The 15,305-nt window shown below is 48.6% G+C and carries 12 protein-coding genes; 9 read left to right on the top strand and 3 right to left on the bottom strand.

Features of this window, described 5'->3' with window-relative positions:
* Nucleotides 1-115: 115 nt before the first annotated feature.
* Entirely contained in the window at nucleotides 116-1,996 is a 1,881-nt protein-coding gene (gene htpG, locus BXO87_RS10180; protein WP_038464477.1) for a molecular chaperone HtpG, read from the top strand.
* A 41-nt stretch (nucleotides 1,997-2,037) separates the two neighbouring features.
* Here the strand turns inward: htpG and BXO87_RS10175 are convergent, their stop codons facing one another.
* The 3 genes from BXO87_RS10175 to BXO87_RS10165 all read right to left on the bottom strand — a co-directional run bounded on the left by BXO87_RS10175 (nucleotide 2,038) and on the right by BXO87_RS10165 (nucleotide 5,316).
* Nucleotides 2,038-3,426 (bottom strand): sugar porter family MFS transporter, encoded by a 1,389-nt coding sequence (locus BXO87_RS10175; protein ID WP_032869301.1) that lies wholly within the window; start codon nucleotides 3,424-3,426, stop codon nucleotides 2,038-2,040.
* A gap of 124 nt (nucleotides 3,427-3,550) precedes the next feature.
* Nucleotides 3,551-4,483 carry an aldo/keto reductase gene (locus BXO87_RS10170; protein WP_007407843.1) on the bottom strand — a complete coding sequence of 311 codons (933 nt, stop codon included), beginning with the start codon at nucleotides 4,481-4,483 and terminating at the stop codon, nucleotides 3,551-3,553.
* 77 nt (nucleotides 4,484-4,560) lie between these two features.
* Nucleotides 4,561-5,316 carry a DeoR/GlpR family DNA-binding transcription regulator gene (locus tag BXO87_RS10165; protein ID WP_061046537.1) on the bottom strand — a complete coding sequence of 252 codons (756 nt, stop codon included), beginning with the start codon at nucleotides 5,314-5,316 and terminating at the stop codon, nucleotides 4,561-4,563.
* Nucleotides 5,317-5,760: 444 nt separating this feature from the next.
* Between BXO87_RS10165 and iolA the strand changes: the two genes are divergently transcribed.
* From iolA to BXO87_RS10125, 8 genes are all read left to right on the top strand, one after another.
* Nucleotides 5,761-7,224 carry a methylmalonate-semialdehyde dehydrogenase gene (gene iolA / locus BXO87_RS10160; RefSeq protein ID WP_032869303.1) on the top strand — a complete coding sequence of 488 codons (1,464 nt, stop codon included), beginning with the start codon at nucleotides 5,761-5,763 and terminating at the stop codon, nucleotides 7,222-7,224.
* A 73-nt stretch (nucleotides 7,225-7,297) separates the two neighbouring features.
* Nucleotides 7,298-8,113, top strand: coding sequence for a 5-deoxy-glucuronate isomerase (gene iolB / locus BXO87_RS10155; protein WP_061046538.1), 816 nt, complete (start codon nucleotides 7,298-7,300; stop codon nucleotides 8,111-8,113).
* Nucleotides 8,114-8,136: 23 nt separating this feature from the next.
* Nucleotides 8,137-9,129, top strand: a complete 993-nt coding sequence (gene iolC, locus BXO87_RS10150) for a 5-dehydro-2-deoxygluconokinase (RefSeq protein WP_076851321.1) — start codon at nucleotides 8,137-8,139, stop codon at nucleotides 9,127-9,129.
* 24 nt (nucleotides 9,130-9,153) lie between these two features.
* Complete coding sequence (iolD, locus tag BXO87_RS10145; RefSeq protein ID WP_076851320.1) at nucleotides 9,154-11,067, top strand: 3D-(3,5/4)-trihydroxycyclohexane-1,2-dione acylhydrolase (decyclizing); 1,914 nt, start codon at nucleotides 9,154-9,156, stop codon at nucleotides 11,065-11,067.
* Between the two features lie 15 nt (nucleotides 11,068-11,082).
* Nucleotides 11,083-11,979, top strand: coding sequence for a myo-inosose-2 dehydratase (gene iolE, locus BXO87_RS10140; RefSeq protein ID WP_076851319.1), 897 nt, complete (start codon nucleotides 11,083-11,085; stop codon nucleotides 11,977-11,979).
* A gap of 12 nt (nucleotides 11,980-11,991) precedes the next feature.
* Nucleotides 11,992-13,287 carry an MFS transporter gene (locus tag BXO87_RS10135; RefSeq protein ID WP_061046541.1) on the top strand — a complete coding sequence of 432 codons (1,296 nt, stop codon included), beginning with the start codon at nucleotides 11,992-11,994 and terminating at the stop codon, nucleotides 13,285-13,287.
* A gap of 22 nt (nucleotides 13,288-13,309) precedes the next feature.
* Entirely contained in the window at nucleotides 13,310-14,344 is a 1,035-nt protein-coding gene (gene iolG, locus BXO87_RS10130; RefSeq protein WP_020958069.1) for a bifunctional inositol 2-dehydrogenase/D-chiro-inositol 1-dehydrogenase, read from the top strand.
* A gap of 19 nt (nucleotides 14,345-14,363) precedes the next feature.
* A complete protein-coding gene (locus tag BXO87_RS10125; RefSeq protein ID WP_007407833.1) occupies nucleotides 14,364-15,233 on the top strand; it encodes a sugar phosphate isomerase/epimerase family protein in 870 nt (289 codons plus the stop codon).
* Nucleotides 15,234-15,305: the final 72 nt, after the last annotated feature.

Genomic DNA, 15,305 nt, shown 5'->3' with positions numbered 1-15,305 from the left:
AAATTTACAATATATGCATCTGCCAACCCTAGTTGACAATTGTCACTGTATATGATAAATAGATGCTGAAAAGATTTTACATAACATCAAAGCATAATTAAAGGAGAGATCTGAAGTGCGGAAAAAAAAGTTTAAAGCAGAATCCAAGCGATTGCTGGACATGATGATTAACTCCATTTACACGCAGAAGGAAATTTTTCTCCGCGAGTTAATTTCCAACGCGAGCGATGCGATTGACAAAATCTATTACAAGGCGTTAACCGATGATTCATTAACGTTTGATCAAGACAATTACTACATAAAAGTGACGGCGGACAAAGAGGCGAGAACGCTCACCGTCACAGATACCGGTATCGGGATGACAAAAGACGAGCTTGAACAGCATCTCGGCACGATTGCGAAAAGCGGTTCACTCGCTTTCAAGCAAGAAAATGACTCGAAAGACGGCCATGACATTATCGGCCAGTTCGGCGTCGGATTTTATGCGGCGTTTATGGTGGCTGATAAAGTCACGGTGAAAAGTAAGGCGCTCGGCAGTGACGAGGCGTATGTATGGGAGTCGGAAGGGGCTGCCGGCTACACGATCGCGCCGTGTGACAAGGAAACCGTCGGTACGGAAATCACCTTGAAAATAAAAGAAAACACAGAAGATGAAAGCTATGATGAGTTTTTAGAAAACTACCGCATCAAAGCGATCGTGAAAAAGTACTCTGATTTTATCCGCTACCCGATCAAAATGGAAGAGACGGTCAACAAGCCGAAAGAGGGCAGCGAGAACGAATTTGAAGAAGTTCAGGAAGAACAGACGGTCAACAGCATGGTGCCGATCTGGAGAAAAAATAAAAGCGAGCTGACGGATGAGGATTACGAGGCTTTTTACGCCGAGAAGCATTACGGTTTTGATAAACCGCTGACCCATGTGCATATCAGCGTCGATGGAGCGGTGCGCTACAATTCGATTTTGTTTATTCCGGAAAACATGCCGTTTGACTATTATACGAAGGAATTCGAAAAAGGATTGGAGCTGTATTCCAACGGCGTGCTGATCATGAACAAATGCGCCGACCTGCTTCCGGACCATTTCAGCTTTGTAAAAGGCATGGTGGATTCTGAGGATCTGTCGCTGAACATTTCCAGAGAGATGCTGCAGCACGACCGCCAGCTGAAGCTGATTGCGAAAAACATCAATAAAAAAATCAAAGCAGAGCTGAAGAGCCTGCTGAAGAACAAAAGGGAAAAATACGAATCTTTCTATGAATCTTTCGGCAGACAGCTGAAATTCGGCGTCTATAATGATTTCGGCGCGAATAAAGACGTATTAAAAGATTTGCTTCTCTTCTATTCATCTAAGGAGAAAAAACTCGTCACTCTGGACGAATATGTGTCCAGAATGCCTGAGGATCAAAAATATATCTATTACGCGTCCGGTGATTCATATGAGCGGATTGAAAAGCTGCCGCAAACTGAAATGGTGGCGGACAAAGGCTACGAGATTTTATATTTCACGGAGGATATTGATGAATTCGCGATCAAAATGCTGACAAGCTATGAGGAAAAAGAGTTCAAATCCGTATCCAGCGCCGATTTAGGCATCGACAGTGACGAAGATGAAAAGCAGACTGAAGCCGAAAAGAACGAATATAAAGACCTGTTCGAAAGCATGAAAGAGATTCTTGCGGATAAAGTCAAGAACGTCAGAGCATCGAAACGTTTAAAATCCCATCCGGTCTGCTTTGCGACAGACGGCGAAGTGACGATCGAAATGGAGAAAGTGTTAAACGCCATGCCTGACAGCCAGCAGGTCAAAGCGGAAAAAGTGCTGGAAATCAACCCGAATCACGAAGTGTTTGAGACGTTAAAGAACGCGCACGGACAAGATCGGGAAAAGTTGGCATTATACACAAACCTGCTGTACAATCAGGCGCTTCTGATTGAAGGGCTGCCGATCCATGATCCGGTCGAATTTACGAATGACATCTGCAAAGTCATGGTTTGACGCTAAAAAGGAATCGCCCGGCGGAGGCGATTCCTTTTTTATTACAATGTGCGCTGTTTAAGAATTTGATTTTGTTTGCTGCGCTTCTTTAAGGAGAACCGTTTTTTCAAGTGCGTTTCGATTTCTTCTAAACTTCTGCCCTTCGTTTCGGGAACGATGTAAGCGGCGAAGAAGAAGGATGAGAGGCAAATGACTGAGAATATTCCGAATACCCAGCCGATGCCCATGGCGCTCAGCATAAGCGGGAATACCAGTGAAACGATCAGGTTGGTTGCCGACAGAATTAATGTCGTAAATCCGGTTGCGGCTCCGCGTGCGTTTGACGGGAACAGCTCCGGCATCAGAACCCATACGACGGGACCCCATGTCGCCTGGTAGAAAACGATATAGATGCCGAGAAACAGCACGGTCAGCCATGCCGTTGAAGCTGACAGGCCGGCCAGAAGGAGAATGGCTGATAGTGACGCCAGGCTCAAGGTAATGCCGACACTTCCCCACATCAGCAGTTTTTTCCGGCCGATCCGGTCAATTAAGATCATGGCGGTGATACACATGATGACGTTTAAGACACCGATGCCCATCGTGCCGAGAACGGACGCCGAAGTGCCGAGTCCGGCCTTTGTAAAGATGGTCGGCGCATAGTAAATCACCGTGTTGATACCGACCGCCTGCTGGAAGATGGCGAGGCCGATCCCGATCAGCAGCATAGGGCGGATCCATTTGGCTTTCAGCAAGCCGAGTGTAGATTCTTTTTTCTCAGCTTCACCTTGTTTCATTTCCGCCAATTCAACGGCGATATCCTCTTTGTCGTGGGTCATTTCCATAACTTGTCTGGCTTCCTTCTCACGGCCGCGTTTGACGAGCCATCTCGGAGATTCCGGCATAAACGCGATTCCGATTAATAAAAGCGCCGCCGGTACTGCGGCGAGACCGACCATCCAGCGCCAAGCTTCAAACGGGGTGAATATGTAATTCACAATATATGCGAGTAAAATTCCGGTTACAATCATTAAGTTATTCAATGTGCCGAGCGTTCCGCGTATTTTTGTCGGCGCCATCTCAGATAGATAAACGGGAACCAGCGCCGTTGAGCCGCCGACGGCTAACCCGAGTATGACACGGGAGATAATCAGCATAGTGACGGTTTGCGAAGCCGCACAGGCAAGCGCGCCGATAATAAAAATGAGTGAAAGGACGAAAACCACTTTTCTCCGGCCCCATCGGTCAGAGCATGTCCCGCTTAAGGCGGACCCGAAAATCGCACCGAGCAGCAGCATGCTGACGACCAATCCCTCGGTCAGCGTGTTTAAAGGAATATCATTGTTAATAAATAACAAAGCCCCTGAAATCACACCGGTGTCATAGCCGTAAAGCAGCCCGCCTAATGCTCCGAAAAAGTAAATCAGGTATTTTTTGGTGTTTTTCTTCACAGATGATCCTCCTCATCTTTTGGAACGCATAATAGTTTATTTAGATAACTATTTCATTCCCCGAAGAGAAAAATATAAACATAAAAAAACACGCCCCTTTTAAAAGGCGTGTTTTTTTTCTTTCTTAGGAAAACAGCTTGTCGATAAACGCGATTTCTTCAGCAGATAGCGTAATGGAGGCTGCTTTCATGTTGTCTTTTAATTGATCCGCGCGTTTGGCGCCCGGAATCAGGATATCGATTTCAGGTCTCGCCAAGTACCAGGCAAGCACGATATGCGCCGTATCGGCATTGTGCTTTTCGGCAATCGGTTTGAGCTGGTTGACTTTTTTGATGTTTTCTTTAAACTGCTCCCCTTGGAAATGCGCCTGATCATTGCGCAGGTCGCCTTCAGGGAAGGTTGTGTTCTCGTCGTATTTGCCGGCCAGCAGTCCGGATACGAGCGGGAAGTACGGAATGAATGAGATGCCGTGTTCTGTCGTATAAGGGAAGAAAGTCTTTTCCGCCTCACGGTTCAGCAGGTTGTATTCTCCTTGAATCACGTCGACTAAGCCGTCTTTATTGGCTTCTTTCAGCTGCTCCAATGAGAAATTGGATACGCCGATTGAACGGATTTTTCCTTCTTTTTTCAGCTCATTCAACGCTTGAACGGCTTCGTCCTTCGGCGTGTGCTCATCCGGGAAATGGATGTAGAATAAATCAATGTAATCAGTCTGCAGGCGTTTCAGGCTGTCTTCGACCGATTGTTTCAAAAAGGCCGGTGAGTTGTCGAAAACAAAGTCATCGCCTTCTTTTCTGTGAGCGGCTTTTGTGGCGATGAAGACATCCTCGCGGTTGCATTCTTTCAGCACCTCGCCGATTAATTCTTCAGAACGGCCCACACCGTAAATATAGGCGGTATCTAACATGGTAACGCCGCTTTTAATCGCTTCCCGGACCAATTCTTTTCCTGTTTCTTCATTCAGATTCGGATAGAGATTGTGTCCGCCGACCGCATTTGTTCCCAAACCGATCGGAAATACCTTTAGGTCAGTTTTGCCGATTGTTACTTTGCTCATGTTTTCGCCCCCTGAAAAAATTGGATATCATAGCGACTGCCGGAAAAATACGGCAGCGTTCTCTATTAACTATAACGCTATGCCAAGTGAATGTCGATTTGATGCTCTTGGCAATACTTCGTATATTCCTCATCGAGCTGCTGAGAAGTGACAATGCTGTGAAGCCGGTCGAAAGGCGCGTATGTCAAAAGCGTGGATTTGCCGAATTTGGAATGATCCGCGAGCAGATACACTTCGTTCGCCTTTTCGGAAATTCTCTTTTTCACCTCGTATTCCAGTAAGTCGGAATTCGTCAGGCCGTGGGTGATCGTTGTCCCGGTAGCGGACATGAACGCCTTGTTAATGTTGTATTTATTGAGTGTGCTCGGATCATCAATGCCGACAAACGACCTTGTCTTCCGTTTGTAGTTATTGCCGATGATGATCAGGTCGATATTTTTCAAGGATGAAGCCGCGTTAATAATATCAAGGCTGTTCGTCAAAACCGTTACATTCTTATCGGGATCAAGCGTCTCCAGCATCGATTTGGTCGTCGTGCCGGAATCAATAAATACAAGATCGTGATCCTCGATAAACCGTGACGCATAGCGGGCGATTTTGATTTTTTCATCCTGATGTTGAATGGTGCGGTTTTCAAAAGGGACGAGCACAGATTTTTCGGCTGACGTCACGCCGCCGTACACCTTTTTGATAACCCCTTTTTCCGCAAGCTTATTAATATCGCGTCTGACCGTGTTTTTAGAGACGTTGAATACCTCGCACAGCTCATCCAGCGAAGTGGCTCCGTGTTTGAGAATGTATTCTTCCATCTCCTGAATCCGCATCAGTTTCATAAAAAAACTCCTTCTAGAATTCTTAAAGTAATTAAAATATATAATAAACACCAGAAGTTAATCAATAGTTACTTAACAAATGATAAAAAAGAGAGATCATCCCCTCCGATTCGACACGGTTCTCCAAGTTCCTGTTTTCCCGATCAAAAAAAGTATGATAAAAATAATGAAAAAATTTTGATTTTTTAGATTGACTTGAAGATGTGTTGGGCTTACAATGTAACCAAGAAATGACCAAAACATAACCTGTAAAATCAAAAGTGAAAGATGTAACCGTTTGCTTTTTCCGGTACATGACCAACTTTTACATGGAAAGATTGGGAGTCACCATCATTTTAGCATTTGTAAGCGTTTAATTCATGTCTTTTATATGTAAAAGATGAATATATTCATCCGTTATTATCCAGCTGAACAGGATGTTTACTATTTAAGGAGGCAATGAGAATGGCAGAGATCAGAAAACTGAAAAACTACATCAATGGTGAATGGGTTGAAAGTAAGACAGATCAATATGAAGACGTTGTCAATCCGGCTACAAAAGAAGTGATGTGCCAGGTTCCGATTTCTACGCGGGAGGATGTGGAATACGCCGTCCGCTCAGCGTCAGAGGCGTTTCAAACATGGTCAAAGACGGCAGTGCCGCGCCGTGCGAGAATTCTATTTAACTATCAGCAGCTTCTCCAGCAGAACAAAGAAGAGCTTGCCCGTCTGATTACTTTGGAAAACGGTAAAAACACGACGGAGGCACTCGGTGAAGTGGGACGCGGAATTGAAAACGTCGAATTCGCAGCGGGCGCGCCGTCACTCATGATGGGCGATTCACTCGCCTCCATCGCGACGGATGTAGAGGCGGCGAACTACCGCTATCCGATCGGGGTGGTCGGCGGTATCGCACCGTTCAACTTCCCGATGATGGTCCCGTGCTGGATGTTCCCGATGGCGATTTCGTTAGGAAATACGTTCATTCTGAAGCCGTCTGAGCGCACGCCGCTGTTAACGGAAAAACTGGCAGAGCTGTTTGAACAGGCCGGTCTGCCGAAGGGCGTCTTCAATGTCGTGCACGGCGCGCATGACGTCGTAAACGGCGTTCTTGAACATCCGGATATTAAAGCCATCTCATTCGTCGGTTCAAAACCTGTCGGCGAGTATGTTTTCAAAAAAGGCAGCGAACATTTGAAACGCGTGCAGGCGTTAACGGGCGCGAAAAACCATACGATCGTGCTGAATGACGCCCACCTTGAAGATACGGTCGCAAACATTATCGGCGCGGCATTCGGTTCGGCAGGAGAGCGCTGCATGGCATGCGCGGTTGTGACGGTTGAAGAAGGAATCGCCGATGAGTTTATTTCGAAATTACAGGAAAAAGCAGCGGACATCAAGATCGGAAACGGACTGGATGACGGCGTGTTCTTAGGCCCGGTCATCCGCGAGGACAACAAAAAACGCACGCACAGCTATATTGAAAAAGGCATCGAAGAAGGAGCGAGACTTCTTTGTGACGGGCGTGAAAACGCAACGGAAGACGGCTATTTCGTCGGACCGACGATTTTTGACAACGTGACGACGGATATGACGATCTGGAAAGATGAAATCTTTGCGCCCGTTCTGTCGGTCATCCGCGTGAAAAACTTAAAAGAAGCGGTGGACATCGCCAACCAGTCTGAATTTGCGAACGGCGCGTGTCTGTTCACTTCAAATGCGAACGCGATCCGCTACTTCCGTGAGAATATTGACGCGGGAATGCTCGGCATCAACCTTGGCGTCCCGGCGCCGATGGCATTCTTCCCGTTCTCTGGCTGGAAGTCTTCTTTCTTCGGCACATTGCACGCAAACGGAAAAGACAGCGTCGACTTCTATACACGTAAAAAAGTCGTGACGGCACGATACCCGTCTCCTGACTTCAATTGATCTGACAGCCGGCCCGGACGGCTTTGTGATTCCGTCCGGGTTTTCTTTTACCATCCATTAAGGAGGAATAAACATGAGTCATTTGCTGCGCAAACCGCAGGCCGATGAGATTTCTCAAGGCGTGAACATCATACATGACGTCACTTCAGCCAATTCAGACCTCAAATACGTCGGATTTAAAGTCGTTGACCTCACTCCCGGTTCCGCATATACAGAGGATTTGAAAAAGACGGAGTGCTGCATCGTTGCGGTAACGGGAAAAATCACCGTCACTGATTGTGATCAGACATTTGAAAGCATCGGCACCCGTGAAAGCGTATTTGAAAGAAAACCGACGGACAGCGTTTATGTGTCCAATGACCGCTCTTTTGAAATCACAGCGGTCAGCGGGGCGAGGGTCGCGCTGTGCTATTCTCCGTCCGAACACCAGCTTCCGACAAAGCTGATTAAAGCGGAAGACAACGGTGTGGAACATCGCGGCAAGCTGGCAAACAAACGAACCGTTCATAATATTCTCCCCGATTCAGATCCATCGGCAAACAGCCTTCTCGTTGTTGAAGTTTACACGGACAGCGGCAACTGGTCGAGCTACCCGCCTCATAAACATGACCAAGACAATCTGCCGGCTGAATCCTTTTTAGAAGAAACCTATTACCATGAAACGGACCCGCCGCAGGGGTTTGTCTTCCAGCGTGTGTACACGGACGACCGCTCGATTGACGAGACGATGACCGCAGAAAATGAAAACGTTGTCATCGTACCGGCGGGCTATCACCCGGTTGGTGTTCCGGACGGGTATACCTCTTACTACCTGAATGTAATGGCGGGACCGACACGAAAATGGAAGTTTCATAATGATCCGGCCCATGAATGGATCCTGGAACGCTAACAAGTGAGGAGTGGCAGATAACGATGAAATATACGTTTAATGAAGAAAAAGAGTTTGATATTGTCGCGATCGGACGCGCGTGTATTGATTTGAACGCGGCGGAATACAACCGGCCGATGGAAGAAACGATGACGTTTTCTAAATATGTCGGCGGCTCCCCGGCAAATATTGCGATCGGCAGCGCCAAGCTCGGATTAAAAGCCGGTTTCATCGGCAAAATTCCGGATGACCAGCACGGCAGATTTATCGTTTCTTATATGCAGGAAAAGGGCGTTGATACGTCACAAATGACCGTTGACAGAGAAGGGCGCAAAGCCGGGCTCGCTTTTACGGAAATTCTCAGTCCCGAAGAGTGCAGCATTCTGATGTACCGGGATGACGTGGCGGATTTGTATCTTGAGCCGTCCGAAGTCAATGAAGGCTACATCGCAAACGCGAAAATGCTGCTCGTATCAGGTACGGCGCTTGCGAAAAGCCCGTCGCGCGAAGCCGTCTTAAAAGCGGTGCAAATCGCAAAAAAACATGACGTAAAAGTCGTGTTTGAGCTCGACTACCGTCCGTATACATGGCAATCGGCAGAAGAAACAGCCGTGTACTACACGCTGGTGGCGGAACAATCCGATATCGTCATCGGTACGCGTGACGAATTTGACGTAATGGAAAACCGCAGCGGCGGAAATAACGATGAAACCGTCCGCCATTTGTTTGCGCACTCCGCCGACCTTGTCGTCATTAAGCACGGCGTTGACGGATCATACGCATACAGCAGATCGGGGGAAGTTTTCCGGGCGCACGCCTATAAAACAAAGGTGCTGAAGACCTTCGGAGCGGGTGATTCCTATGCGTCAGCCTTCATCTACGGACTGGTCAGCGGCCGGGATATTGAAACGGCTTTAAAATACGGGAGCGCTTCCGCTTCCATCGTCGTCAGCAAACACAGCTCCTCAGAAGCAATGCCGGCTGCCGGTGAAATCATCGAACTGATTGAAGCGCAGCACAGTCTTAACGGTAAATAGAACGTATAAAAGGTGGGATCGTTTGTGGGTAAGACCATTCGCTTAACGACAGCACAAGCGCTGATTCAATTCTTGAACCGGCAGTACATTCATGTTGACGGAAAAGAAGAGCCGTTCGTTGAGGGTATCTTCACGATTTTCGGCCATGGAAATGTGTTGGGGATCGGGCAGGCGCTCGAGCAGGACGCCGGGCACCTGAAAGTCTATCAAGGCAAAAACGAACAAGGCATGGCGCATGCCGCGATGGCATACAGCAAGCAGATGCTGAGAAGAAAAATTTACGCGGTATCGACATCGGTCGGTCCGGGTGCCGCTAACTTGACGGCTGCCGCGGGTACGGCGCTGGCCAATCATATTCCGGTGCTGCTGCTTCCGGCCGATACCTTTGCAACGAGGCAGCCTGACCCGGTGCTTCAGCAGGTGGAGCAGGAATACAGCGCCGCCGTCACAACAAACGATGCGTTAAAGCCCGTGTCTCGCTATTGGGACCGCATCACCCGACCTGAGCAGCTGATGAGCAGCTTAATCCGGGCATTTGAAGTGATGACAGATCCGGCAAAAGCGGGCCCGGCCACCATCTGTATTTCTCAGGATGTAGAGGGAGAAGCATTTGATTTTGATGAAAGCTTCTTTGAAAAACGTGTTCATTACATTGATCGGATGCAGCCGAGCGAGCGTGAGCTGAAAGGCGCCGCGGAGAGAATTAAGGAGAGCAGCCGTCCCGTCATTTTAGTGGGCGGCGGCGCGAAGTACTCCGGCGCGCGTGAGGAATTAATCGCGCTTTCTGAAACATACGGCATTCCGCTTGTCGAAACGCAGGCCGGCAAGTCAACGGTTGAAGCCGATTTCGCCAACAATCTGGGCGGCATAGGCATCACGGGCACACTCGCCGCAAACAAAGCCGCCCGCCAGGCTGATCTGATCATCGGTGTCGGCACACGGTACACGGACTTTGCGACATCCTCGAAAACAGCGTTTGATTTTGACAAAGCAAAATTTTTGAATATCAACGTCAGCCGCATGCAGGCATACAAGCTTGACGCGTTTCAGGTCGTAGCCGATGCGAAAGTGACGCTCGGCAGGCTGCACGGCTTATTAGACGGATATAAAAGTGCATTCGGCACGGCGATTAAAGATTGGAAAGATGAATGGCTGGCTGAACGGGACCGGCTCGGCAAGATCACTTTTACACGTGACGCGTTCAAGCCGGAAATTAAAAACCATTTCTCACAGGACGTGTTAAACGAGTATGCCGACGCGCTCGAGACTGAGCTGCCGCAAACAACGGCGCTGTTGACCATCAATGACACGATTCCTGAAGACAGCGTCGTCATCAGTTCGGCGGGATCTCTTCCGGGGGATCTGCAGCGGCTGTGGCATTCCAACGTCCCGAATACGTACCATCTGGAGTACGGCTATTCCTGCATGGGATATGAAGTATCGGGCACGCTCGGCCTCAAGCTGGCTCATCCCGACAAAGAAGTCTATTCACTCGTCGGCGACGGAAGCTTTCTGATGCTGCACTCAGAGCTGATTACCGCGCTTCAATATAACAAAAAAATCAATGTCCTGCTCTTTGACAACTCCGGGTTCGGCTGTATCAACAACCTGCAGATGGATCACGGGAGCGGCAGTTATTTCTGCGAGTTCCGCACAGAGGACAATCAGATTTTAAACGTTGATTACGCGAAGGTGGCAGAGGGCTACGGCGCTAAAACTTACAGAGCCAATACGGTTGAAGAACTGAAAGCGGCGCTTGAAGATGCGAAAACGCAAGAGGTATCCACTTTAATTGAAATGAAGGTTCTGCCGAAAACGATGACGGACGGCTATGACAGCTGGTGGCATGTCGGCGTGGCGGAAGTGTCGGAGCAGGAAAGCGTTCAGCGGGCATACGAAGCGAAAGAGATGAAGCTGAAGTCTGCGAAGCAGTACTAGAGGGGAGGCATCACGATGGGCAAACAAAATATTTTGTGGGGCATCGCTCCCATTGGGTGGCGAAATGACGATATGCCGGAAATCGGAGCCGGGAATACGCTGCAGCATTTGTTAAGCGATATTGTTGTCGCCGGTTTTCAAGGTACGGAAGTGGGAGGGTTTTTCCCTGAACCCTCCGTCCTGAATAAGGAGCTGGCTCTCCGGAACTTGCGGATTGCGGGGAAATGGTTCAGCAGCTTTATCATTCAAGACGGTATTGAAAAAACGGCTGAACAATTTACAGAACACTGTGATTATTTGCAGAAAGTCGGAGCGGATGCCGCCATCGTTTCTGAACAGACGTACAGTGTCCAAGGCTTGGACATTGATGTATTTAAGAAAAAACCGCACTTCTCAGATGAAGAATGGGATACACTGTGCCAAGGCTTGAACCGTCTCGGGAAAATCGCTGACGAATACGGGCTGGATCTCACGTTTCATCATCATCTCGGCACAGGCGTCCAGACGGCGGAAGAAGTTGACCGGCTGATGGATGGAACGGACCCGCGGTATGTCCATTTACTTTATGATACCGGCCATGCCTATATCTCGGACGGAGACTATATGACGATTCTCAACAAGCATATGGATCGGATCAGACACGTTCATTTCAAGGACGCGCGGTTTGACATTATGGAGCGGTGCAGACAGGAAGGCAAGTCATTCAGGCAGTCGTTTTTACAGGGCATTTTTACGGTTCCCGGAGACGGATGCATCGATTTTACCGAAGTATACCGAACGCTCGTCCGTCATGATTATTCAGGCTGGATCGTCATTGAAGCCGAACAAGACCCGGCAGTCGCCAATCCGCTTGAGTACGCGCTGATTGCGAGAAAGTACATCGACAGTGAACTGCTTGATCCTGCAAATTAGAGGGGGACTTATATGAATAGTGCCAAGGCGGAATCAGCTTTCAGCAAAAGGACCATCGCCGCAGCATTAGCAAATTACATTGATGCGGGTTCCATTGTGGCAGGATCAGCGGGTTTATCTATGTGGGTCAGCTATTTGAAGCTGTCCGACAGCCAGATCGGATTGCTCGGCGCCTTCAGCGCAAATGCGATATCAGCGGCCATCGGAGCGCTGCTCGGCGGGTATTTGGCTGATAAGGTCGGCCGAAAAGCTGTATACACAAACAGTATGCTCGTCTACGCTTTAGGAATTTGTTTGGTTTTGTTTGGATTCAACTTTCCCATGCTGTTATGCGGATACATGATTATCGGGATTTCTGTAGGCGCGGATATTACGGCTTCATGGACCATTATCGCGGAAAACGCCCCCGAGAAAAACCGGGCGAGGCATTGCGGAGTGGCGCAGGTGGCGTGGGCCGCAGGAGCCGTTGTGGTTCTGCTGTTATCCGTTTTGGTCGGTGACCTCGGGCTTTTAGGAAATAAAATTGTCTTTGCGCATCTATTGGTGATCGCCCTGATCACATATGTGATAAGAAAGCGTTTACCTGAGTCGGATGCCTGGAAAAACAGTGAAGAGCGGCCTGCCGCCGTGAAAAAAACATCTTATTTTGACCTGCTTCAGCCGAAATTTTTCAAGAACATTTTGTTTTTAATGGGTGTGTTTCTCGTATGGAATCTCGCAGCGGGCGTCATGGGATTCTTCATGCCGTACATCTACCAGCAGGTCGGCGGCGTATCCGCAAATACGGCCAACATTCTTCAGATGGGCCTGTTTATATTCACCGGGCTCGGCGTCGCCTGTATCTTCATGCCTTTTGCAGATAAATATCGGAAAACGGTGTTCGGAATCTGCGCATGTATGGCCGTTGTCGGCTGGTCGCTGTTTTTACTGCCGTTTCAGGGGCTCCCGATGCTGCTTTTGTTTGTCTTAGCGATCGGCATCAATAACGGAGCCGGCCAGCAGGCGAACTACCAGCTGTGGGCAAGCGAGCTGTTCCCGACAGAACACAGAGCGTCAGCACAAGGGCTCATGTTCTTTCTCGTCCGTATTTCAATCGGAATTTGGAGTTTATTTGTGCCGGTCATCATGTCACAATTCGGCATCGGTTTTATGGCCGGTATTCTGCTCATATGTGTGACGGCCAGTATGATCATCGGGCTTGTCTTCGCGCCGAATACGTCCGGCAAGTCGCTTGAACAAATACAGGAGGAACTGTACGGTGCTCCTCAGGACGGCAGCGGGAAAAGAAAGACGAGAACCATTATTTGATTATCAGAAGGAGTGGCGATCAATGAATTTACGTATAGGTGTTATCGGAACCGGTGCTATCGGAAAAGAGCACATCAACCGCATCACAAATAAGCTGTCCGGCGCGGAAATTACCGCTGTCACAGATGTGAATCAGGAGGCCGCGCAGCAGACCGTTCAGGATTTCAATTTGAACGCCTCCGTTTATCCTGATGACGACAGCCTCCTCGCTGCTGAAAATGTGGATGCCGTCTTAGTGACAAGCTGGGGCCCGGCTCACGAGTCCAGCGTTTTGAAAGCGATTCAGCACGGCAAGCACGTGTTTTGTGAAAAGCCGCTTGCGACAACGGCAGAAGGCTGTATGCGCATTGTCGAGGAAGAAATGAAGACGGGAAAACGATTGGTGCAGGTAGGTTTCATGCGCAGGTATGACAGCGGTTACGTTCAGCTGAAAGAAGCGATTGACAACCGCGTGGTCGGCGAGCCGCTGATGATTCACTGTGCGCACCGCAACCCGACAGTCGCATCGAATTATTCAACGGACATGGCCGTCGTCGATACGCTCGTTCATGAAATTGATGTCCTCCACTGGCTCGTCAATGACGACTATGAATCCGTACAGGTGATCTATCCGAAGAAATCAAAAAATGCGCTGCCGCATCTGAAAGATCCGCAGATGGTCATCATCGAAACAAAAGGCGGCATCGTCATCAATGCCGAAATCTACGTGAACTGTAAATACGGCTATGACATTCAATGTGAAATCGTTGGGGAAGACGGCGTTATCAAGCTTCCGGAACCATCAAGCATCAGCTTGAGAAAAGAAGGGAAATTCAGCACCGATATCCTGATGGATTGGCAGCGCCGATTTGTGGCTGCGTATGATGTGGAAATTCAAGACTTCATTGATTCGATCCGGAATAAAGGCGAAGTCAGCGGTCCGACGGCATGGGACGGTTATATTGCCGCGGTGACAACTGACGCGTGCGTAAAAGCTCAGGAATCCGGGCAGAAAGAGCCTGTGGCGCTGCAAGAGAAACCGGCATTCTACCAATCATTTACGACTGTGAACAAATAATAGATCGGGAGTGAAAGAAATGAAACTGGCCTTAGATCCATCCATGTACCGCGATGATTTAACGTTAGAAGAAATGGTCTATAAAACGGCGGAACTCGGATACGAATATATCGAACTGTCTCCGCGCGAGGATTTTTGTCCTTTCTATAAATATCCGAAAGTCGATTCAGCAAAAATCAAACAATTGAAGCGCCTTTTAAAAGATACAGGTGTGAAGCTGTCCTCTCTTCTTCCGCTTTACCACTGGGCGGGTCCTGATGAAGACCGTCGTCAGGCCGCCGTGCGCAACTGGAAACGGGCGATCGAAATTGCGGTTGAACTTGAAGTGGATTTGATGAACAGTGAATTCAGCGGTTCAAAATATGATCCGTTGACAAGTGAAGAAAAATTTATCAAATCCATGGATGAGCTGCTGCCCGTCTTTGAAAAAGAAGGCGTTAAACTCAATCTGCAGGCTCATCCATACGATTTTATCGAAACGCACAAAGGGGCGATGGATATGATCCGCGCGCTTGACAAGGATTGGATCAATCTTGTCTACTCGACTGCGCATACGTTCTTCTATGATGACGGAAAAGGCGATATTGCGACCATGTTTGATGAAGCCGGCGACCGCCTCACACATGTTTTATTTGCAGATACTTTTAATCATAAAGCGGCGCATGGCCTGCGCTATATCGTCAACCCGCCTGACGCGAAAGTAACGGTTCACCAGCATTTGGACATCGGGCAAGGCGAGGTTGATTTTGAGACGATTTTCAGAAAGATGAGAGAGATGAAATTCGACGGAATTGCGACGAACGCCGTTTTTGCTTGGGTCGGCGAAAGAGCGGATGAATCAAGCCGGACCACGCTTAAGAAATTAAAGGAAGAATTAGGTATGGCATAAGCTGAGTATGGAGTTCGGCGGAGCGGGGCAAAAAAGCCCTCCAGCCGGACTCCCTTCATATCGAAAACGCGG

It is taken from the genome of Bacillus sp. GZB (genome assembly GCF_001975995.1).
Taxonomy (GTDB): Bacteria; Bacillota; Bacilli; order Bacillales; family Bacillaceae; genus Bacillus; species Bacillus velezensis.
The sequence above is the reverse complement of the archived record's forward strand: the minus strand, read 5'-3'. Positions and strand labels throughout refer to the sequence as shown.